23 protein-coding genes are annotated in these 20,806 nt (G+C 42.4%); 12 read left to right on the top strand and 11 right to left on the bottom strand.

Annotated features, from left to right (window positions below):
• Positions 1–62 precede the first annotated feature (62 nt).
• The 4 genes from FTT72_RS12080 to mhpT form a co-directional block, all read right to left on the bottom strand.
• The gene (locus FTT72_RS12080) at positions 63–1,031 is read right to left on the bottom strand and encodes a bile acid:sodium symporter family protein (protein WP_180041563.1); all 969 of its coding nucleotides are present in this window, start codon (positions 1,029–1,031) and stop codon (positions 63–65) included.
• A gap of 73 nt (positions 1,032–1,104) precedes the next feature.
• Complete coding sequence (gene pncA, locus FTT72_RS12075) at positions 1,105–1,755, bottom strand: bifunctional nicotinamidase/pyrazinamidase (protein ID WP_078193259.1); 651 nt, start codon at positions 1,753–1,755, stop codon at positions 1,105–1,107.
• A gap of 70 nt (positions 1,756–1,825) precedes the next feature.
• Positions 1,826–2,215: a hypothetical protein gene (locus FTT72_RS12070; protein ID WP_180004343.1), complete on the bottom strand. Its 390-nt coding sequence runs from the start codon at positions 2,213–2,215 to the stop codon at positions 1,826–1,828.
• Positions 2,216–2,367: 152 nt separating this feature from the next.
• Entirely contained in the window at positions 2,368–3,579 is a 1,212-nt protein-coding gene (gene mhpT, locus FTT72_RS12065) for a 3-(3-hydroxy-phenyl)propionate transporter MhpT (RefSeq protein WP_180004342.1), read from the bottom strand.
• 723 nt (positions 3,580–4,302) lie between these two features.
• On the opposite strand from mhpT, the gene dapA reads away from it, so the two are divergent.
• The 3 genes from dapA to purC are packed head-to-tail and all read left to right on the top strand — an operon-like array spanning position 4,303 to position 6,579.
• Positions 4,303–5,202 carry a 4-hydroxy-tetrahydrodipicolinate synthase gene (dapA, locus tag FTT72_RS12060; protein ID WP_180178443.1) on the top strand — a complete coding sequence of 300 codons (900 nt, stop codon included), beginning with the start codon at positions 4,303–4,305 and terminating at the stop codon, positions 5,200–5,202.
• A 15-nt stretch (positions 5,203–5,217) separates the two neighbouring features.
• Entirely contained in the window at positions 5,218–5,823 is a 606-nt protein-coding gene (locus tag FTT72_RS12055) for a lipoprotein-34 precursor (NlpB) (RefSeq protein ID WP_078193263.1), read from the top strand.
• Positions 5,824–5,859: 36 nt separating this feature from the next.
• Positions 5,860–6,579, top strand: a complete 720-nt coding sequence (gene purC / locus FTT72_RS12050) for a phosphoribosylaminoimidazolesuccinocarboxamide synthase (protein WP_078190626.1) — start codon at positions 5,860–5,862, stop codon at positions 6,577–6,579.
• A gap of 337 nt (positions 6,580–6,916) precedes the next feature.
• Here the strand turns inward: purC and FTT72_RS12045 are convergent, their stop codons facing one another.
• Entirely contained in the window at positions 6,917–8,191 is a 1,275-nt protein-coding gene (locus tag FTT72_RS12045; RefSeq protein ID WP_180036032.1) for a replication-associated recombination protein A, read from the bottom strand.
• Between the two features lie 252 nt (positions 8,192–8,443).
• Here FTT72_RS12045 and FTT72_RS12040 point away from each other — a divergent pair, with 252 nt between their 5' ends.
• Together FTT72_RS12040 and FTT72_RS12035 are read left to right on the top strand one after the other, a co-directional pair.
• Complete coding sequence (locus tag FTT72_RS12040; protein WP_180004336.1) at positions 8,444–10,240, top strand: EAL domain-containing protein; 1,797 nt, start codon at positions 8,444–8,446, stop codon at positions 10,238–10,240.
• Between the two features lie 20 nt (positions 10,241–10,260).
• Positions 10,261–10,737 carry a DUF523 domain-containing protein gene (locus tag FTT72_RS12035; RefSeq protein WP_180022315.1) on the top strand — a complete coding sequence of 159 codons (477 nt, stop codon included), beginning with the start codon at positions 10,261–10,263 and terminating at the stop codon, positions 10,735–10,737.
• Positions 10,738–10,764: 27 nt separating this feature from the next.
• Here the strand turns inward: FTT72_RS12035 and FTT72_RS12030 are convergent, their stop codons facing one another.
• Positions 10,765–11,217, bottom strand: coding sequence for a YcgN family cysteine cluster protein (locus tag FTT72_RS12030; protein WP_180178456.1), 453 nt, complete (start codon positions 11,215–11,217; stop codon positions 10,765–10,767).
• Positions 11,218–11,384: 167 nt separating this feature from the next.
• On the opposite strand from FTT72_RS12030, the gene FTT72_RS12025 reads away from it, so the two are divergent.
• Positions 11,385–11,543 carry a DUF1328 domain-containing protein gene (locus FTT72_RS12025; protein ID WP_005006601.1) on the top strand — a complete coding sequence of 53 codons (159 nt, stop codon included), beginning with the start codon at positions 11,385–11,387 and terminating at the stop codon, positions 11,541–11,543.
• Between the two features lie 171 nt (positions 11,544–11,714).
• Here the strand turns inward: FTT72_RS12025 and murJ are convergent, their stop codons facing one another.
• Entirely contained in the window at positions 11,715–13,256 is a 1,542-nt protein-coding gene (murJ, locus tag FTT72_RS12020; protein ID WP_078193266.1) for a murein biosynthesis integral membrane protein MurJ, read from the bottom strand.
• Positions 13,257–13,342: 86 nt separating this feature from the next.
• Positions 13,343–13,915 (bottom strand): 1,6-anhydro-N-acetylmuramyl-L-alanine amidase AmpD, encoded by a 573-nt coding sequence (gene ampD, locus FTT72_RS12015; RefSeq protein ID WP_180024661.1) that lies wholly within the window; start codon positions 13,913–13,915, stop codon positions 13,343–13,345.
• 199 nt (positions 13,916–14,114) lie between these two features.
• On the opposite strand from ampD, the gene nadC reads away from it, so the two are divergent.
• A complete protein-coding gene (gene nadC / locus FTT72_RS12010) occupies positions 14,115–14,960 on the top strand; it encodes a carboxylating nicotinate-nucleotide diphosphorylase (protein ID WP_111885101.1) in 846 nt (281 codons plus the stop codon).
• Between the two features lie 73 nt (positions 14,961–15,033).
• On the opposite strand, the gene FTT72_RS12005 is transcribed toward nadC, so the two are convergent.
• Both FTT72_RS12005 and rph read right to left on the bottom strand, forming a co-directional pair.
• Positions 15,034–15,207: a hypothetical protein gene (locus tag FTT72_RS12005; RefSeq protein WP_180049681.1), complete on the bottom strand. Its 174-nt coding sequence runs from the start codon at positions 15,205–15,207 to the stop codon at positions 15,034–15,036.
• A gap of 212 nt (positions 15,208–15,419) precedes the next feature.
• On the bottom strand, positions 15,420–16,136 hold the full coding sequence (gene rph, locus FTT72_RS12000; RefSeq protein WP_078190634.1) for a ribonuclease PH: 717 nt from the start codon (positions 16,134–16,136) through the stop codon (positions 15,420–15,422).
• A 176-nt stretch (positions 16,137–16,312) separates the two neighbouring features.
• Between rph and FTT72_RS11995 the strand changes: the two genes are divergently transcribed.
• A complete protein-coding gene (locus FTT72_RS11995; RefSeq protein WP_078190635.1) occupies positions 16,313–16,990 on the top strand; it encodes a TetR family transcriptional regulator in 678 nt (225 codons plus the stop codon).
• 59 nt (positions 16,991–17,049) lie between these two features.
• On the opposite strand, the gene FTT72_RS11990 is transcribed toward FTT72_RS11995, so the two are convergent.
• On the bottom strand, positions 17,050–17,667 hold the full coding sequence (locus tag FTT72_RS11990; RefSeq protein ID WP_078193271.1) for a thiol:disulfide interchange protein DsbA/DsbL: 618 nt from the start codon (positions 17,665–17,667) through the stop codon (positions 17,050–17,052).
• A gap of 182 nt (positions 17,668–17,849) precedes the next feature.
• On the opposite strand from FTT72_RS11990, the gene ubiG reads away from it, so the two are divergent.
• From ubiG to FTT72_RS11970, 4 genes are all read left to right on the top strand, one after another.
• Positions 17,850–18,560 carry a bifunctional 2-polyprenyl-6-hydroxyphenol methylase/3-demethylubiquinol 3-O-methyltransferase UbiG gene (ubiG, locus tag FTT72_RS11985; RefSeq protein WP_078190637.1) on the top strand — a complete coding sequence of 237 codons (711 nt, stop codon included), beginning with the start codon at positions 17,850–17,852 and terminating at the stop codon, positions 18,558–18,560.
• Positions 18,560–19,258: an HAD family hydrolase gene (locus tag FTT72_RS11980; RefSeq protein WP_180049679.1), complete on the top strand. Its 699-nt coding sequence runs from the start codon at positions 18,560–18,562 to the stop codon at positions 19,256–19,258. Before ubiG ends, FTT72_RS11980 begins: the two co-directional genes overlap by 1 nt.
• 36 nt (positions 19,259–19,294) lie before the next feature.
• Positions 19,295–20,044, top strand: coding sequence for a YciK family oxidoreductase (locus FTT72_RS11975; RefSeq protein ID WP_078190639.1), 750 nt, complete (start codon positions 19,295–19,297; stop codon positions 20,042–20,044).
• Positions 20,045–20,214: 170 nt separating this feature from the next.
• Positions 20,215–20,634, top strand: a complete 420-nt coding sequence (locus tag FTT72_RS11970) for a hypothetical protein (protein ID WP_180121132.1) — start codon at positions 20,215–20,217, stop codon at positions 20,632–20,634.
• Positions 20,635–20,806 lie beyond the last annotated feature (172 nt).

Here is a 20,806-nt window from a genome sequence, read left to right as displayed (position 1 = left end):
ATTTATTTTCGACATCAAAAAAGAGGGACATTGCCCTCTATTTTACTGAATTGTTTTTTTGTTTATTGCACAGGCTTGTCTTGTTCCAATGCTTTGGGCTCACTCGTCCGTGCTGCCCAATAGGTTGCCAGTGCGGGACCCGAAATATTGTGCCACAAACTAAAAATCGCACTCGGCACAGCGGTCAGAGGTGAAGCGGCAAAATGGGTCGCCGCCAATGCCACACCCAAACCTGAGTTTTGCATCCCAACTTCAATCGACACTGCTTTACAGTCTGCATAGGGCAATTTAAATATTCGGCTGGCCCAAAAACCCAATAGATAGCCCAAGCCATTATGTAAGGCAACTACCCCAAGAATCAGTAAACCTGATTGCAAAATCTGTGTTCGGCTACCCGCAATGATTGCCGCCACAATCGCCACAATTGCCACAACAGAAACCAATGGCATGACCTGTATATAAGCATCCACTCGATGCTTAAAGACAGTTCGAATCATTAACCCCACAATGATCGGAAATAAAACCACTTGTAAAATTGAAACCAACATCGATGCAGCATTAATTTCAATCCATTGGCTTGCTAACAAATAGAAAATCGCAGGGGTTAAAACCGGTGCGAGTAATGTCGAAACAGAGGTACAGGCAACAGATAATGCGGTATTGCCTTTTGCCATATAGGTGATGACATTAGAGGCCGTTCCACCCGGGCAGCAACCAACAAGAATGACCCCGATCGCGATTTCTGTCGGCAGTTGTAATAATTTACACAAGAAAAAAGCCAATCCCGGCATCACAATAAACTGTGCCAAAACCCCGATCATCACAGCTTTAGGGCTTTGCAATACACTTTTAAAATCTTGCAGTGTCATGGTCATGCCCATACCCAACATAATGATGCCTAGCATCCATGGGATATATGCTTTTAACCAAACAAATACATCGGGAAAAAACATGGCGAGCGCTGCAAACAGCACCACCCAAATCGCAAATGTTTTCTGCACAAATTGAGTGAATTTTAAGAAAGCCGACATAGGCATCTTCCATTTAAAAACAGGGACAAAAAAAGGCACACCCTTGTGCCTTTTCTCAACTGAGCCCACTGGGTCATGCCAAAGATAATGCCTGTGCATGCTGCTGCACAATATCTTTCAGGTAAATACGCTTCACCCCATTCGCCAACATGTCTTGCCATGCATGCTGTAAAGAACCCTGTAAATCGATCCCTTTGGTCAAATCAGCAATCACAAAAGTTTCAAAACCAAGCTTACGTGCATCCATTGCCGTCCATGCAACACAGAAATCCGTGGCAATGCCCACCACAAAGACTGTATCAATACCACGTTCGCGCAAATAGCCCGCCAAACCTGTTGAAGTTTTCTGATCTGCTTCCATAAAAGCAGAGTAGCTGTCGATATGCTGATGAAAACCTTTACGGATAATTAGCTGCGCCGTTGGTAAATTTAAATCAGGATGCAATTCGGCATCCTGTGTGCCTTGTACACAATGCGTCGGCCACAATACTTGCGTTCCATAATTCAGCTCTATGCTGTCATAAGGTACATGCTCAGGATGATTTTCAGCAAAAGAGATATGGTCGGCTGGATGCCAATCTTGAGTCAGCACAATATTCGTAAAGTATTGCCCCAGTTGATTAATCCCTGGAATAATTTGATCGGCATTGGCAACAGCCAACTGACCGCCTGGGGTAAAACCATTTTGTACATCAACCACAATCAGCGCTGTATTTTTTTGCATATCTCTCCATCCGTTGTCATGCATTGTCGGCGACTCTACTGATTCGCTCATATTTTAAAAGCCTTAGTATTCAGTCCTGTGCGTAAAAATAAAATGACTGTCCTTCCTGACAATACCGATACTTGGGCAAATGCTCAACCAAACGTTGTGCAAAGCGTGGGTAAATACGGGCTTTTCGCTGAGTCGAAGCATGAAAATAAAAATATCGCGGTTGATGTTGAAAGATATATTTTAATAAATGGCTGCGTGTCTGTTGCATGACCTCAAATGCATTAATATTTTCAGCAACATCTTCTAGGGTAGGTTCATCGGCAAAGGCCAACCACGCATTTTTTCTCGGCTGTTGGCGATTTCTTTGAAATACAGGTTTGAGTTCCAAGATAAATTCGTATTGATGTAGATACAAACTGAATTCACGTTGATCAACTTTAAAAATTGCGACCAGTTTTCTTGCTGACATAGCCCCTCTACGTTGATTTTTTGTTTTTTCTTTCTGCTGTATTTTTACATAAAATACATTTATTTATATTGGTTTAGAGCATTAGTGCGACTTCTATTGTCGCCATAAAAAAAGCCCGCATGATGCGGGCTTTTTTTGATATAACATGTTTCTTATGATGGAATACGACGTACCAATAACAACATAAATATTGCAGAGATTGCGATACATGGAATTGCCGCGGTAATCACCCCTGCCGCACCAAAACCTGCTGCCAATAACTGACCCGCAATTGCAGGGCCTAACATTGCACCGACACGACCAACGGCTGAAGCTACGCCAACACCCGTACCACGTAACTGTGTCGGATACACGATACCACCGAAGGCATACAATACACCTTGGCAACCAATCACGAATGCACCGACTAAAGCTGACGCCATGTACATTTGAGTCAATGAACCTGCACCATTCAGCGCAAATAGACCTGCCAAAATACCGCCGTACATCAAAATGATCACATAAGCTTTCTTCCAACGATCAGTCAACATACCTAAAATGATCGTACCAATGGTTGCACTCACCATGAAGTAGAACTGCGCAGTTGCACCATCTTTACGAGTGAAACCGAGTTCGGTGAACAACGACGGTAACCAGCTCAACATGATGTACACCACCATCAAGGTGAAGAAGTAGCTCACCCAAATTGAGAAAGTACGTAAACGGTTTTCTGTGTTAAAGAGGTTTTTGAAAGCACCTTGTTGCACTTCGCCATTGGCGGTCGCTTGAACCGCTTGATCTTTGGCTTTCAAGAATTCACGCGATTCGGGCAGGAACCAAATCATCAATGGAATCACAACAATCGGTAATAAACCACCTAAATAGAAAATATTTTTCCAGTTTGCACCGAAGTCCGTCATTGCGACCAATGATAAGATTGCCGCACCCACAGGCATACCACAGTACATCAAACCGACTGCACGACCACGATTTTGTGGCGTTACCGCTTCAGATGCCAAGGTAATTAAAATTGGCATTGCTGCACCTAAACCTGCACCTGCAAGAAAACGTACAGCGAGTAAGCTATGGAAGCTATTTACCCATACCGTACATAAGGTAAAGATGGCGAACATCCCCGTAGACCAAATTAATACTTTTTTACGGCCCATTCGGTCTGCAATCCGACCACCCACCAAAGCACCAGGTAATAATCCTAAAATACCGGCACTAAAAAACACCCCTAGCTGCGAGCTATCCAGCCCGAAATATTCACGAATCCCTGCTGCTGCAATACCTGCAGCCTGAATATCCAGACCTTCGATTACGGCAATAAGGAAGCAGATTGCTACCGTGACAATAGCATGCTTATTATCTGACTTTTCCATTGGAGAATCCTTGTTGTCATCAGCGTTCAAATTAAGTCGCATCATCGCTGAGCCTTATAAAGGATATAACTACCAATAAGTTGAAGCCTTTCGTCCAAAATTGGATTACGTGCATGGTGTAATAGTTTTTGTGCTTTAAGTCACAAAGTCGTAAAAACAATTAAAAATTTAAAATAAAAAAATATGAATCGTGCAATGAACAGTCAAATCAAGCGATCTTTTTAAACACTCATAAAAACATGTCTATTTCTATTAGATATAAAAAAGATTATTACCCAAGTTTTTAACAATCATTTGTAATAAAACCCGAGCGAATTGATATAGTTTTTAAATCTTTAGTCATTGTTATTTAATCTTAAATTCTGATTAAAAAGCACGGAATACACATAGATCAACCTTTTGCTGATGATTTAATCAATCCCATCAACCATGCCAACCCTCTCGATTGAATAAAACATTTTCAAGATTCAGCCCCTGCTGAACAATTTTCAGGCTGCAAAAAAACCGCTATTTTACACTTGATTGTTTTAAGTTTGATTTGTATAAAGAATTTTATGGCTTTGACCAAAGCATATTGTTCTTATGCGTTTGATCAGTCATAATTTGCGTAAGCATTATTCAATTTGGGTATAGCCCAATGAACATGCTACAAATCAAAATTCGAAACCATCCAGAAATCAATATTTCATCTTGTCGGATGGACAAATAGGATAGCTTTTCAAAATGACTCAGCAAGCTCAGACCATTCAAGGTTCAATTGTCGCAATCGTCACCCCAATGTTTGAAGATGGCAGCGTAGATTGGAAGAGCCTCGAGAAGCTGGTTGAGTGGCATATAAAGCAAGGCACCAACAGTATTGTTGCTGTAGGGACTACAGGTGAAGCTTCTACCCTAAGCATGGCCGAACACACTCAGGTGATCAAAGAAATCATCCGTGTGGCGAACAAACGCATTCCAATTATTGCCGGTACAGGTGCAAACTCAACCCACGAAGCGATTGAACTCACCAAAGAAGCCAAAGAATTAGGTGCAGATGCGGCATTATTAGTTACGCCATACTATAACAAACCGACCCAAGAAGGCCTGTATCAGCACTACAAAGCGATTGCTGAAGCTGTTGATTTACCTCAAATTCTATACAACGTACCTGGCCGTACCGGTGTAGATATGCACAATGACACCGTGATCCGTCTTGCTGATATTCCACAAATCGTGGGCATTAAAGACGCCACTGGCGATGTGCCACGTGGTCAAGAACTCATTGAAGGCCTTAAAGGCAAAGATATGGTGGTGTACTCAGGTGATGATGCAACGGCTTATCAGTTAATGGGTTTAGGTGCTAAAGGCAACATTTCGGTTACTGCGAACGTGGCACCAAAAGAAATGAGCGAAGTGTGTGCAAGCGCTTTGGCGGGTGACGCAGTCCAAGCCGAGAAACAAAACAATACTGTTGCAAATTTACATCAAATTTTATTTTGCGAATCGAACCCAATTCCTGTGAAATGGGCACTTCATGAGATGAACCTAATTGAAACAGGCATTCGCTTACCATTAACACCCCTTGCAGAACAATATCGTACTCCGCTTCGTGAAGCACTCATCACTGCGGGCGTTATCAAATAAAGAAGAGCAAACATCATGCAATTACGTTTAGGACTTAGCCTGGCACTTTCAGTATTTACATTAGCCGGTTGTAGTTCACTTGCCTTTAATAATGGCACACTGGACTATAAACAAACCACAGATGTTGAACCGCTGAAATACCCTGAAGGGTCGATGGTTCGTCCTGCAACGCCTTTGTATCCTGCTCCATCTGTTGACCCACTAGCAATTGAGCATGCACCAAAGCTTGAAAATAAGCGCGGCAATCGCTATGCCCTTCCGCGTCCAGCCGCGGAAAAAAATAATGTCGTTGCAGATTCCTCAACAGACAGTACAAATATTAGCCGCCCTCAACTATTGGTGGATGGAAATCAAAATCCACTGATCAAAGTTGAAGGAAATTCTGCTACAATTTGGCAATACACACTTGCTACCCTCAGCAGCCTTAACCATACCATTGTTGGTCAGAGCAAAAACCGTTACGAAGTAACCGTCAAGGTCGATCAGCAGACCTATGTTTTAAGACTTTCTTCTGTAGGTTCAAGCAATAACATCGCTGTGTTCAATGCCGATAACAGTTTTGCAGACAAAGAAAAAGCTGCAGATCTGTTAGCTCAGATTTACCAAAATTGGCCAGCCTAGTCGTACTAGGCATTTTTTCTCGAAAAAGGTTCCCTCATGTTAAAACAAACCTTGCTCTATACTGGTAAAGCGAAATCTGTTTATGAAACAGATAGTTCTGACCACCTCATCCTAGTTTTCCGTGACGATGCTTCTGCATTCAACGGTGAAAAAATTGAACAACTGGATCGCAAAGGTAAGGTGAACAACCGTTTTAACGCCTTTATCATGGAAAAATTGGCTGCGGCTGGTATCGAAACTCATTTCGAAAAACTTCTTTCTCCAACTGAAGTTTTAGTGAAAAAATTAACCATGGTTCCTGTAGAGTGCGTAATTCGTAACTATGCAGCAGGTTCACTTTGCCGTCGTTTAGGCGTTGAAGAAGGTAAAGAACTTACTCCGCCAACTTTCGAATTGTTCTTCAAAGACGATGCGTTAGGCGACCCAATGGTGAATGAATCACAAGCGATTGCTTTAGGTTGGGCGACTGCTGAACAACTCGCTCAAATGAAAGAATTGACTTATAAAGTAAACGAAGTACTTAAAGGTCTATTCGATGCAGGCAACATGCTGCTTGTTGACTTTAAACTTGAATTTGGTGTGTTCCACGACCGTATCGTACTGGGTGACGAATTCTCTCCAGACGGCTGCCGTCTATGGGACAAAGACACTAAGAAAAAACTCGACAAAGACCGTTTCCGTCAAGGTTTAGGCGGTGTGGTTGAAGCTTATGAAGAAGTTGCTGCGCGTTTAGGTATCGACCTTTCTGATATCTAAGTCGTTCATCGATTTGAAAAACCGAGCTCTTTAGCTCGGTTTTTTAATGAAATATTACTCGATTAATCTATGATCGAAAAAACAAATGTTAACCATAAAAATCCTCTGTTTCACATTTAGCCACGTTCACACTAAGATAGCCACATACCAGGCAGCACTAGGATCTATAAGTTTCCAATGTGTATGCCGACCAGATTTTCCATCTACCCTCTAGGATGTATCTCCCCCAAAGACATCCTATTTTTTTCAGCCCAGCTCGCCTTGAGTTGGGCTTTTTTTTGCGTGAAATAGACATAAAAAAAGGCGCCGCAGCGCCTTTCCATTATGATCATTCAAATCATTGTTGCTGTTGTTGTTGCATCCAACGGCGTTGCTGTAAACGCTCACCTTCGACTTCACGTTTATTGCGTGCAGACTCATACAGCTTAGTGCCTTTCAGTTCAGGCGGCATATAGTCTTGCATGACAAAATGTTCAGGATAATTATGTGGATATAAATAGTCCACGCCATAGCCTTGCTCTTTCATCAATTTGGTTGGTGCATTTCTCAAATGCAATGGCACGGGTAGATTCGAGGTTTTTTCTGCCAAATCTAAAGCTTTGTTTATGGCCAAATAAGTGCTGTTACTTTTTGCACTGGTTGCCAAGTACACCGCACATTGCCCCAAAATGATTCGACACTCAGGCATACCAATTGCCTGCACAGATCGGAAGCATTCTCCTGCCAACAGCAAAGCATTTGGATTTGAGTTGCCAATATCTTCTGATGCCGCAATCAACATACGACGAGCAATAAAGACAGGATCTTCACCACCTTTGAGCATTCGAGCCATCCAATACAAAGCGGCATCTGGATCACTACCTCGAATCGACTTAATAAAAGCCGAAACTAAATCGTAATGCTGTTCGCCCGATTTGTCATAGCGTGCAATATTTTGCTGCGCAACTTTGACTACCACCGCATTGTTAATGATATTTTCTAAGTCTGGCTCAAACGTACTGGCGATTAAATCTAAAAGATTTAATGCTTTACGAGCATCACCTGCGGCAAATTGAAATAAAGCTTCATATTCTTCGATTTGAATATAACGCTCTTTTAAAAACGAATCTTGGTGAATGGCTTGATCCAATAAGCGCTGAATTGCGTCATTATCCAGAGCATTTAAGGTATAGACCTGACAACGCGACAATAAGGCATTGTTGACTTCAAATGAGGGATTTTCTGTGGTTGCACCGATCAGGGTAATTTTGCCCTTTTCGACAGCATTCAGTAAGGCATCTTGTTGTGACTTATTAAAACGATGAATTTCATCAATAAACACCACAGGTGTCAGTAAATCTCCACCATCGGCGATGATTTCACGTAATTCTTTCACCCCAGTATTAAGCGCAGATAAACTAATAAATGGTCGGTCAACGGCCTGCGCCAACAACAACGCAATCGTGGTTTTACCTACACCCGGTGGTCCCCAAAAAATAATCGATGGTAAATGCCCTTGGTCAATCATCTGACGTAACGGTGCATCTTCACCTAATAGGTGATCTTGTCCAATAATTTGCGATAAATCATGAGGACGCATGCGTTCAGGAAGAGGAATTTGGCTGTCTGACATCTTATTATTTCGTTTCCGGCAATTGGGGACGTTTTTTCTATTCTAACACTGCCTTGGCAGAATCTTTGCTTTATTCGATATTCAATTTAAGAGGCTGGTTTGATGTCGTTATTTAAGTATCTTGCATGTAAAAATCCTTAGGCGAATGTTAACTATAATGTAACAAGAGATCTTATCCCTTATCGATCAAATTAAAGTATGATCGGCTAGATATCCCATTTTTAGCTTGCCTGACCCAATTGGACAGATTGTATGAAGCAATCATTAAAGCAAAAGCAAATACCTCAAGTTCAACAAGGCATTGATCTATCTATATATTCATTTCAACAAATGCCTCAAGCCAAGAATATACAATTACAACATACCCAATGTGCAGAATTACGCGAAAAACTCGACAGCCGTAATCAAATGTTAGATGCCAGTGTCGACTGTATTAAATTATTAAGCCTAGACGGTCATATTCTGCATATGAACCGCGCTGGTTGCTTAGCTCTCGGTGTGTCGCCGACTGAAACTGAGTTTGGTATGTCATGGCACAAATTATTGCCTGAAGAAGTCCGCGACGCGTGTCTGAATGCTTTTGCAGAAGCCAAACAAGGAAAAACTTCTCGCTTTGTCGGCATGAGCCAAGTGGCCGATGAACCCATGGCTTATTGGGATAACATGCTCAGCCCAGTATTCAACGAATATGGTCAAGTCAAAGAAATTCTCTGTGTCTCCCGTGATATTACGGTACAGCGACTGGCGGAAAATAAACTCCAACGGATCATTGAACAGGATGATTTAACAGGTTTATTAAACCGCCGTGCGTTTAGTCGAGTCTTTAAAAGTCACTTAAGAGTGGCACGAGAACATCAGCAACAACTGGGTTTGTTATTGATCGATCTGGATTATTTTAAGCATATTAATGACACCTTAGGGCATAGTGCTGGAGACCATTTACTGCATACCCTTGGACAGCGTTTTCAGCACTGTTTTGATGCAAATATCGTGGTTTCACGCTTAGGTGGCGATGAATTTGCCATTTCTATTCCGAACTTAAAATCGCAACAACAATTAACAGATATTGCCAGCATCGCCTGTCAGCAAATGGATATGCCGATTTTCTATAATGGACAAAGCATCAATATAGGTATGAGTATTGGCTGTGCGATCTACCCACGCGATGCACAAAATTCCTCGAATTTACTTAAATGCGCAGATATTGCACTGAATGATTTAAAAGGCAGTGGTCGTGGTGGGGTGCGAATGTTCAACCACACCATGTTTAAAATTCTTGAAAACACCACTCGCCAATTAACGCTAGCCCGCAGCCTGATTAAGTCCAATCAAATTATTCCGTTTTATCAACCCAAAGTTCGCCTTTCTGACAGTCAAGTGGTCGGCTTTGAAGCTTTGCTGCGTTGGTACGATAAAGACCAACAATTACAATTACCTTCTCAAATTTTTGCTGCATTTCAAGATTATGAATTGGCTTCACGCATTAGTGAAACAATGCAAATTAAAATCTTTCAAGATATTCAAAAATGGATTGAACTTGGACTGCAACCGCTACCGATTTCAATAAATGCTGCACCTGTCGAATTTTTACGTGATGATTATGCGGAAAAACTACTGAATCGCTTAAAGCAGTTTGGTATATCACCAGATATTATTGAGGTCGAAATTACCGAGCAAAGCCTGTCAGAACGTGGCTCAAATTATGTGATTCGCGCCCTCAATTTATTGAAAGACCATGGCATCCACATTTCTTTAGATGATTTTGGTACAGGTCATTCATCATTAACACGTCTAAGTAACTACCCTGTCGACTGTATTAAAATCGACCGTAATTTTGTGGAACGCATGCATACCGACTGTTCAGCACTTGCCATTGTCAAAGCGATTACACAAATTGGTGCGAGTGTTTCCCTGAATATATTAGTCGAAGGTATAGAGAAACCGGAACAGGTCGATACCTTAAAAGAATGTAATTGTCATACTGGACAAGGTTTTTACTTTTATCGTCCGCTCAGTTATGACCATGCGATGGAACTTTTGAGTCACTAAAACTTGTGGAGCAAGACACGATGACACTGAAGTATTTAGTCAGTGCCTGTCTGGCAGGCCAACCCGTTCGTTATGATGCCAAATCAAATACACAACAAGCAATTTGCCAACTGATGCAGACTCACCAAGTCATTACGGCCTGCCCAGAAATGATGGGCGGCCTGAGCTGTCCACGTTTTCCTGCAGAAATTCAAAATGGTCAAGCCAGTGATGTGCTCAATGGCACAGCCCAAGTCAAAGATGTCTTGGGCACAGATGTCAGTGCTGAATTTATCGCGGGTGCCCATCGCATGTTGGAATTGGCCCAATTGCATAAGGTTGATGTGGTGGTATTGAAGGATCGTAGTCCGTCTTGCGGTAGTCATTATATTTATGACGGCAGCTTTACGCGTACAAAAATTGAGGGCTATGGAGTAACCACAGCACTCCTTAAACAGCATGGATTTCAGGTTCTGTCAGAACAAGACTTTCTGGCCATGATACAAGATCAACTCTAGACCCAAAATTGAGCGTATCTGTGTCCTTTAGCGTACCCAACGCACAATATAATCTTCAATATCATCAGGGTTGACGTCTTCTTCACTGATGCAACGCCCTGCGGCAGACTTTCGTGCCTTCAAAATACTGTCACGACTTCCCGTCACTAGATGATGCCAACGCGGTAAATCTTTCCCTTCAGAAATTCTACGATAAGCACAGCTCGGCGGTAGCCAATGAAATTGGTGAATTTGTTCAGGTGTCAGCTGTATACAGTCTGGAACATGTGATTTGCGATTTGGATAATCGGAACAACTGGCGGTTTCACAATCTAAAAGTTTGCATGCCACTTTGGTGTAAGCCACCTCTTGCGTATCTTCATCTTCAAGCTTGATTAAACAACAAAGCCCGCAACCATCACAGAGGGACTCCCACTCCAAATGGGTGAGTTCAGTCAAAGCATGCTTTTTCCAAAAATGTGGGCGTAGAGTATCGGTCATCTTCTCGCTCGCAACGAAGGTGGCAGGCATATTAACTGAACCCGCACATAAATTCCTCATTTAAGTTACCGAATATTGAACATTAAATAAACAAAAGAATACATAGCATGCTTTCTGTGACTCCTATACTGATGAGACAGAATAAAAAATCACATGGAGATAAAACTATGTTCCGCTGGGCTATTATTTTCGCTGTAATTGCTTTGATTGCGAGTCTGCTAGGTTTTGGTGGTGTGGCAGGCTTATCCAAAGACTTTGCTGTTATTCTTTTGGTTATTGCAGTCATTCTCGCAATTGTTGGTTTCCTCTCTCGAGGAAAAGTTTAGGCGACTGAGTGACTGATTCAATGTCGTTTTAAACTACAAATTACTCCCCTCAGACTCATGAATCAGAAACGTATGTTTTTATCATCTTGAGTCTCAATCAAAAAAATAAGAGCCTATAGGCTCTTATTTTTTTACATCAACGTCAAACGCATTACGCTGTAGGTTTTAGCTTTAAGGTTTTAAGTGACGTGGTCTAAAGCCTGTTGCAATTAAGGCGATACCATAAGCAGCAACACCAATCACACATAAGATGATCACTTCCGCGACACGCATCCACGCAGATACATCACCGTTGTACCATGTTAAGCCATACCACAGTGCAGCAATCATCACAGCATTGGCTATCGCAAACTGAATCACCAACTTTTTCCAATGTGCGCCAAAGCGAAAAATATTGCGCTTATGTAAATAAAAATACAGCATCCCTGCATTCACTAATGCGGAACCAGAGGATGCCAATGCCAAGGCCATATGCTCAGCATGCCAATCAATCAGTTTAAAGAATCCAATAAACACCACGTTAAGAATGGCATTGGCTGCGACCGCCATTAAACCTACACGTACAGGAGTTTTGGTATCTTGTTGCGCATAAAACCCTGGTGCAAACACTTTAATGAGCATGAATGAAATCACACCGGCACTCATACATTGCAATGCCAATGCGGTCATCTGTGTATCTTCAAAGCTAAATTGACCACGTTCAAATAAGGCCTGAATAATAGGTGTAGAGAGCATGAAAAGCGCAATACTTGCAGGCACACCCACCAAGATAATGACCTTAGCTGCCCAATCAATCATACGACGGAATTTTTCTTGATCTTGTTCAGCATGACGCGCAGACAACGAAGGTAAAATTACGGTACCTATCGCGACACCAATTAAGCCCAATGGCAATTCGGTCATCCGTTCGGCACTGTATAACCATGACACCGAACCATCTTGCATGAAAGACGCCCAAATGGTGTTCAACAGTAGGTTGATCTGCGTCACTGAGACACCAAACAGTGCTGGCAGCATCAACTTCATGATGCGATCAACACCTTCGTGTTTGAAGTCAACTTTCGGTGGAATCAGTAATTTTTTACGCCACAGCTCTGGAATCTGAATCGCCAATTGCAAGAAGCCTGCCGCGACAACAGACCAACCCAAAGCCATAATTGGCTCAGCCATATAAGGGGTTAACCATAGCGCACCGGCAATCATCGCGACATTGAGTAACACTGGAGCGAACGCAGGTGTACTGAATGAGCCATAACTATTCAAAATACTGCTGGCAAATGCCGTTAAGGACATAAACAGTAAGTAAGGAATCGTTAGGCGAAACATATCGGTGGCTAACGCAAACTTGTCTGCATCACCATGGAAACCCGGTGCATAGATATAGATAATCGCGGGTGCGGCCACCATCGCGATGAACGTCAAGCTGGTCATCACCAGACCTAAACAGCCAAAAACACGGCTAATCAGAATCTGGACTTCGGCATGGGTTCGACTGGTTTTATATTCAGTCAATACAGGAATAAAGGCTTGTGAAAATGCCCCTTCTGCAAATAAACGCCTAAAAAAGTTAGGAATACGAAAGGCAACCACGAAGGTATCGAAGTCTTTACCTGCACCAAATACATTTAACAGGACAATATCCCGTACCAGTCCCAATACACGGGACAACATAGTCATTGCACTGACAATAACTGTCGAACGCCAAAGCGCCATCGGTATTTCTCACTTTTGAAAGTGCGCCTATTGTAATGAAACTCGTCAAGGAATTTCATTGGTTTATTAAACGCAGTGTGTATTGTTTATTTGTTTTTAAAATGATGCAGCTGCTGACGAAAAACGTTCCACTCAAAAAATGGACCTGGATCAGTTTTACGTCCCGGTGCAATATCTGAATGCCCTGCAATATGTTGTTGAATTTTAGGATAAGCCTGTTGTAAACATGCCACGACCTCGGTCAGCACGGCATATTGTGCAGCTTCAAAAGGTAAATCATCACTTCCTTCGAGCTCAATACCTATCGAATAATCATTACATTCTTTTTGCGCTAAATAGGTTGAACGACCAGCATGCCAAGCCCGATCATTAAAATTGACAAACTGTAGGACTTCGCCTGTACGCAGGATCAATAAATGTGTCGATACCTGCATCCCTTCAATGGTTTGAAAATAAGGATGTTTCGACCAATCCAACTGATTTTGGAAAAATTGTTCGATATAACCACCGCCAAACTGAGAAGGTGGCAAACTAATATTATGAATGACGACAAGCTGAATTTCGGTATCTTCAGGACGCTGGTTAAAATTCGGTGATGGAATTTGACGCGCACCTAGCAATTGCCCATCCTGCACCTGAAATGTTGTTGCTTGTGACATAAAAGAATCCTGTGTCTAAGCCGGCCTGCAATGCTGCAGATCAAAACGCCGAGCCCTACTTGAAAGTTTTAATGCTAAAACTTTCACATTGAAATCTCAATTCAAGTCTGTGAAAGTAGTTAAAAATCGCTCATTTTTCAGGAACAATGCTAATATAACGCGCACATTTTCCTGGGTTAAAAAAGATACGGAACTTCTTATGAGCATATCGCAATCTTTGCTTGAACAATCAATCCAAATCAATATTCAACACGCACTACAAGAAGATATTGGCGAAGGCGATATTACAGCCCTGTTAACTCCAGAAGATGAACAAGCAACTGCAACGATTATCAGCCGTGAAGAGATGATCTTGGCGGGTCAGCCTTGGGTCAATGCACTCATTCAGGCTTATGATGCCGCTGTCCAAGTCACTTGGTTGAAAAATGACGGTGACCGTGTGGCCGCAGGCGAAGCCTTTTTAAAACTCGCAGGTTCTGCGCGTAGCTTACTGACGGTTGAGCGTCCAGCCTTAAATTTTGTACAAACCTTATCTGCAGTAGCGACCAAAACCGCTGCCTATGTCCAGCAGCTTGAAGGTTTGCATACTCGTCTACTCGATACCCGTAAAACCTTGCCAGGCCTACGTATTGCACAAAAATATGCGGTTGCTGTCGGAGGTGGTCAAAACCATCGCTTAGGTTTATTTGATGCGTTTTTAATTAAAGAAAATCACATCATGGCAGCAGGTGGCATCCAACAAGCGATTGCCAAAGCACACCAGATTGCACCGGGCAAACCTGTGGAAGTTGAAGTCGAAACTTGGGATGAACTCAACCAAGCGTTAGAAGCAGGTGCGGATATTGTGATGTTGGATAACTTTAGTCAGCAACAAATGATTGATGCCGTTAAACATGTGAATGGTCGCTGCAAACTTGAAGCCTCAGGCAATATCACTATTGCAAACTTACGTGAAGTGGCAACGACAGGGGTCGATTATATTTCGATGGGTGTGCTCACCAAAGATGTCACAGCGATTGATTTATCTATGCGCTTTAATGCCTAACGCTCTAGACTTGCTCTAAACATAAATAAAGGGTGCTATTGCACCCTTTTTGATGCTTAACCTCTAGCATGACTTAATCATCATCTTGCTGTTGTTTAGCTCGTTCAGTTTCATGTTCAGAATCCTTTTCATGCTCCGCATCGTCTTCATGCTGCTCGCGCTCATCTTGATCATCGTCATGATCTTTTGAGTTTTCACTTTGTTCAGAAAAACGACCACCTTCACGCTCTTGAACCTGATTTCCCAAAAATCACAACCACTGATCAAAAATACGCTGAATAAAGAAAAATGCATCATCCAATTTTTCATTTTTAGTCCTTCAAAGCATCCTGATTCTATTAATTTGAGTCAAAGACACGCTGCTTAATAGGTGATTCTTGTTGGATTTTCTATATTCAGCGCATAAAAAAACGCATCCGAAGATGCGTTCTTTATTCAGTTTGAACTGAATCAAACAACTTACCAGCCTAAAGCTTCTTGTTGTTTTTTGATCAATTCTTGAATGCCTTTTTCAGCCAGTTCAAGCATTTCATTACACTGTGTACGTGTAAATGGTTTGTCTTCTGCTGTACCTTGAAGTTCAATGAACTCACCAGCTTGTGTCATCACTACGTTCATGTCTGTTTGGCAGCTTGAATCTTCTTCATAGCAAAGATCAAGTAATGCTTCGTCTTGATACATCCCTACAGAAATCGCAGCAACTAAACCTTTTAATGGATCTTGTTTAATTTTTTTATTTTCAAGCAAGACATTCATTGCATCGACCAAGGCAACTGCTGCACCTGTGATTGATGCTGTACGTGTACCGCCATCTGCCTGAATCACATCACAGTCGATGCTGATGGTATTTTCACCCAATTTTTTCAAATCGACCATCGCACGTAAGCTACGACCGATCAAACGTTGGATTTCTTGTGTACGACCACTTTGTTTACCACGTGCCGCTTCACGGTCAGTACGTGTATGTGTTGAACGAGGTAACATGCCATATTCAGCAGTCACCCAACCCTGACCTTTCCCTTTAAGGAAACGCGGCACTGAGTTGTCGACACTTGCAGTACAAAGAACTTTTGTATGACCAAATTCAACCAATACAGAACCTTCCGCATAACGTGTGTAGTTACGGGTAATTTTTACTTCACGTAATTGATCTAATGCTCGTTGGTCGATACGCATAATGAGTCCTTAATCTGACAAAATTGATTGCGGCACATTATAACAGAAGGTACAGCCAGATTCGGGACGCATTCGTGTGCATTTACAAAATCCATTCATCCAAGTTTTGATAGGCCCATCGTACGACATCAGGAAATTTGTTAGACTGAAGCCACGCAAAATTCAGGACGAATTGCATGTCGATACGGGAAGAACGTAAGCAACAAAGTCGTAAAGCTATCCTTGATGCAGCGCTTGCATTGAGTACCACAGGCCGTTCTTTTAGCAGTCTGAGCTTACGCGAAATTTCCCGTCATGTCGGCTTGGTTCCTGCTGCGTTTTATCGCCATTTTCAGGACATGGATGAGCTCGGTTTGGAACTAGTCGACCAAATGGCCCTGCACCTTCGCAATGTACTCAATCAACTGAGTCAGCAATGCTTTCAAGCACCCGATGCACGTACACGACAGAGTCTGGATTATTTATTTCATGCCGTTGAGCAATTTCCTGAGGCATGGATGTTTCTCATTGCAGAGCGTTGGGGTGGTTCAGCTTCCTTAAGACAAGCCATTACACGTGAATTTAATTTTCTCAGTACTGATTTGGCCCATGCACTGGCTCAAGTTGAAGCGACTCAACACATTCAATCCGAACAAGACCTCAAAGTATTGGGACAAATTTTGTTTGAATTGGCCTTAAGTTGGGCAATGCAGTGGATTGACTTACATCGACATGTTGAGCTTCCACAACGTACGGATGCGCTACAACAATTTCGCCGCCAAGCTCAGACTCAAGTTCAGCTCTTATTTCGCGGCATCTTACATTGGGATCGATCTTTGGCTCAAATCGCTGATCCACAAAATTTATCGACCTAAAACGCAAAATATGCCTGCATAAAAAAAGCCGCATCGAGTGCGGCTTTTTCAAAACACTGTTATTTCGCTTTACGTTCTTTATCAACAAGGAATTTCACGATTTCAACGGTACGGGCATCTTCACCTTGTACGATGTATTTACCATTGACGGTAATCGCAGGCACGCCGCTCAATTGATATTGAGCTGCTAAGTTTTTCGCTTGAGCAATTTTTGAAGACACAGCAAATGATTTAAATGTGCTGTTAAATTTCGCTTCAGGAACACCATAACGGGTGTAGAACTTCGCAAATGCGCCTTGTTCTAAGATATTTTTCTGACCCACATGAATGTCATGGAACAATTGTAAATGTGCTTTTTGACGAACACCCAGTGCTTCCGATGCATAGTAAGCACGCGCGCCTTGTTCCCAAAGTGGATTCATTGCTGCAGGTGTACGGACAAAACGTACATCTTTAGGCAATTGCTTTAACCACGTTTGCATATGCGGTTCTAATGTAAAACAATGTGGGCAGCCATACCAAAAGAACTCACGGACTTCGATTTTACCCGGACGTTCGACTTTAATCGGTTTTGGAATAACTGTGTAATCAGTCCCCGCGACAAATTGCGCTGCCATCGCACTGCCAGAAAAAGCCAAAATAGCTGTTGTAATCGTGCCTAAAAGGAATTTTTTCATTGAACTTATCGTCCTCAAAATCATTATGATTAGTTTATGGCAACACTATAAATCAAATCTGTCGATTTCGTTTTCATTCTGTGAACTTTTTTAAGGCTTTTATCGCTTTTTTTTCAGGACGCGCTACACTAACTCCCATAAACTTTTTTCTAAAATATAAAGACTTGATTGAGGTGCAACCGATGTCGCAATTGAATGTTGATCCACAAGAAATTGCCAAATTTGAAGCTTTCGCAGCCATATGGTGGGATCAGCATTCTGAGTTCCGCCCTTTGCACATGATTAATCCCCTGCGTTTGAACTGGATTGATGAGCATTCAAATGGTATCACTGGCAAGAAAGTATTAGATGTGGGCTGTGGCGGCGGTATTTTAGCTGAAAGCATGGCACGTCGCGGTGCGCAAGTATTGGGTATCGACATGGGCGAAGCGCCGTTGAATGTTGCACGCTTACATGCCGAACAAGAAAATGTACAAAATATTGAATATCGCCAAGTACCTGTAGAGCAATTGGCAGAAGAGCAAGCAGGTCAATATGACGTCGTCACCTGTATGGAAATGCTCGAACACGTACCCGATCCAGCTTCGATCATTTTAGCCTGTCAAAAGCTGGTAAAACCGGGTGGTCATGTGTTCTTCTCGACCATTAACCGTAATCCTAAAGCCTATTTGTTTGCGATTATTGGTGCGGAATATGTTTTACGCATGTTGGCGAAAGGCACTCATGATTATTCGAAGTTTATTAAACCTTCAGAATTAGCTCATGATATTCGTCAAGCCGAGTTAAAACTCAAAGATATGACAGGTTTACATTATAACCCGATTACCAAACGCTATTGGCTCGCACCGAATGTGGATGTGAACTACATGGTTCATACGGTGAAAGAAGCCTAATGAAAGCTGTACTCTTTGATCTTGACGGTACACTGATTGATACCGCGGCTGATTTTATTCGTATTATTCAAGACATGTGCCGTGACAAAGGCATTGCGGTGGTCAGTGCTGACGACATTCGTGTACAGGTATCTGAAGGCGCGCGTGCCATGGTCAAACTGGTCTATCCAGAGTTAGACGTTGAAGATCCTATCTTTCTGGCACATCGTCAACGCTTTCTAGATCTGTATGGTGCTGATATTGCAGTTGATACCGATCTGTTTGAAGGCATGTATCCACTACTCGCAGAGTTAGAACAACATCAAATTCCGTGGGGTATCGTCACCAATAAGCCGCGTTCACTCAGTGAAGCGTTGCTCAAAGCGTTGAATTTGACTGAGCGCTGCTCGGTATTGGTTTGCCCAGATGATGTCAGTAAAACCAAACCAGACCCAGAGCCGATGTATTTAGCCGCCAAGCACATCCATCTTGATGCTCAAGACTGTATCTATGTCGGTGATCATCCACGTGATATCGATGCAGGTCGTAATGCGCAGATGTATACGATTCTAGCGGCTTATGGCTATTTACCTTTACAACACAAAGATGACTTAACAGCTTGGCATGCAGATTGTATAGTGAAGACTGTTGCTGACCTGCATGAAGCCATTCATGATTTGGTCATCAAACCGAAAACGCTCAACACAGCGACTTTATAACGATAGAACACAACACAATAAAACGAGGAGGTACGGATGAAATATTCAGAATATCAACCTCGCCCCGATCTGCTCAAAGATCGCATTATCCTGATTACAGGTGCGGGCGATGGTATTGGCCGTGCGGCTGCCCTCAGTTATGCCTTACATGGCGCAACCGTGGTCTTACATGGACGCACACTGAATAAACTAGAAGTGATTTACGATGAAATTGAAGGCTTGGGTGCCCCCCAACCGGCGATTTTACCGCTACAACTGTCTAGTGCCTCTCCTCGTGATTATGAGCTGTTGGTCGATACCTTAGAAAAGCAATTTGGTCGCCTTGACGGCATTTTGCATAATGCCGGGATTTTGGGTGAGCGGACTGAACTAGAACATTATCCTGTGGATGTATGGGATGATGTCATGGCGGTGAACCTTCGTGCGCCTTTTGTACTGACTCAAGAGCTAATGCCATTACTGCAAAAATCTGAGCATGCCTCTGTGGTCTTTGCCAGTTCGGGTGTGGGACGTGAAGCCCGTGAACGTTGGGGCGCGTACTCGGTCTCAAAAATTGCCATTGAAGCCGTGAGTACATTGTTCGCCAAAGAAAATGAGCATCCCAATATTCGTTTTAACTGTATTAACCCCGGTGCGACACGTACTGCCATGCGTGCAAAAGCTTATCCAGACGAAGATCCAAAAACTTTGCCTACGCCTGAAAGCATCATGCCTGCGTATTTATATTTGATGGGTGATGACAGCTTGCATTTAACCGGTGCCAGCATTGATGCTCAAGATGAATAGGCCGCAAAGCCGATTTAAAAAAGGAAGCGCGAGCTTCCTTTTTTTATGTATCGAATGCCTACGAGACATCATCAACCGACTGATTTTGCAGTGTCCACGCGAAAGTCGACTTGAGTTTTTAGCAAATTTGCCGATACTTGGGGCATTCTTTAAAAACATTGGATTGATACATGTCTGACTTTAGCAATATTACAGTGACTCCAACTGAGGATGGCATGGTTAACCTACTGGTCGATGGTCAACCCATTTCAGCAAAATATGGCATGAAATTCGACCCGAGTATCGTGGACGATTTAAAAGGCTTAGATGTCGGTCAAAATGCAAAATTATTTGAACAATTTATTTTTTCGCATACTGACTTAAACTTTGAGCATGCCTATTTCTATGTCACTTGCATTCAAAAGCAAGAAGCAGGCTATCAAGTGATCACTAACTTTGTTTATCGCATCATTGCGCAAGATCAAGCGCCGTTTGAGCATGTGATTACCAAACAAGGTGCAGCAATGACACCTGAAGATATTAATGAATTTATCCAAGCTCATATTCAAAAATCATTAACAGATTATACCGACCTGAAATACGCATATTAAGTACGTTCCAAGTGAAAAATTCATGTTTAAAAAGGGCCATTTGATGCCACTGCTGTCCCATAGTTTGCTTTAAATAAAAAAACCTGAGTCCTAACAGTTAAAATATGAGTGCAAACAAACACTTTAACGACCAGGATTCAGGTTTTGTCACATCAGAATACCGTATTTCATG

Origin of the sequence: Acinetobacter sp. YH01005, from assembly GCF_013420465.1 — a bacterium.
In the GTDB taxonomy this organism is placed as follows: domain Bacteria; phylum Pseudomonadota; class Gammaproteobacteria; order Pseudomonadales; family Moraxellaceae; genus Acinetobacter; species Acinetobacter amyesii.
Note: the sequence above shows the minus strand (reverse complement) of the source record. Positions and strands in the feature narration are given on the sequence as shown.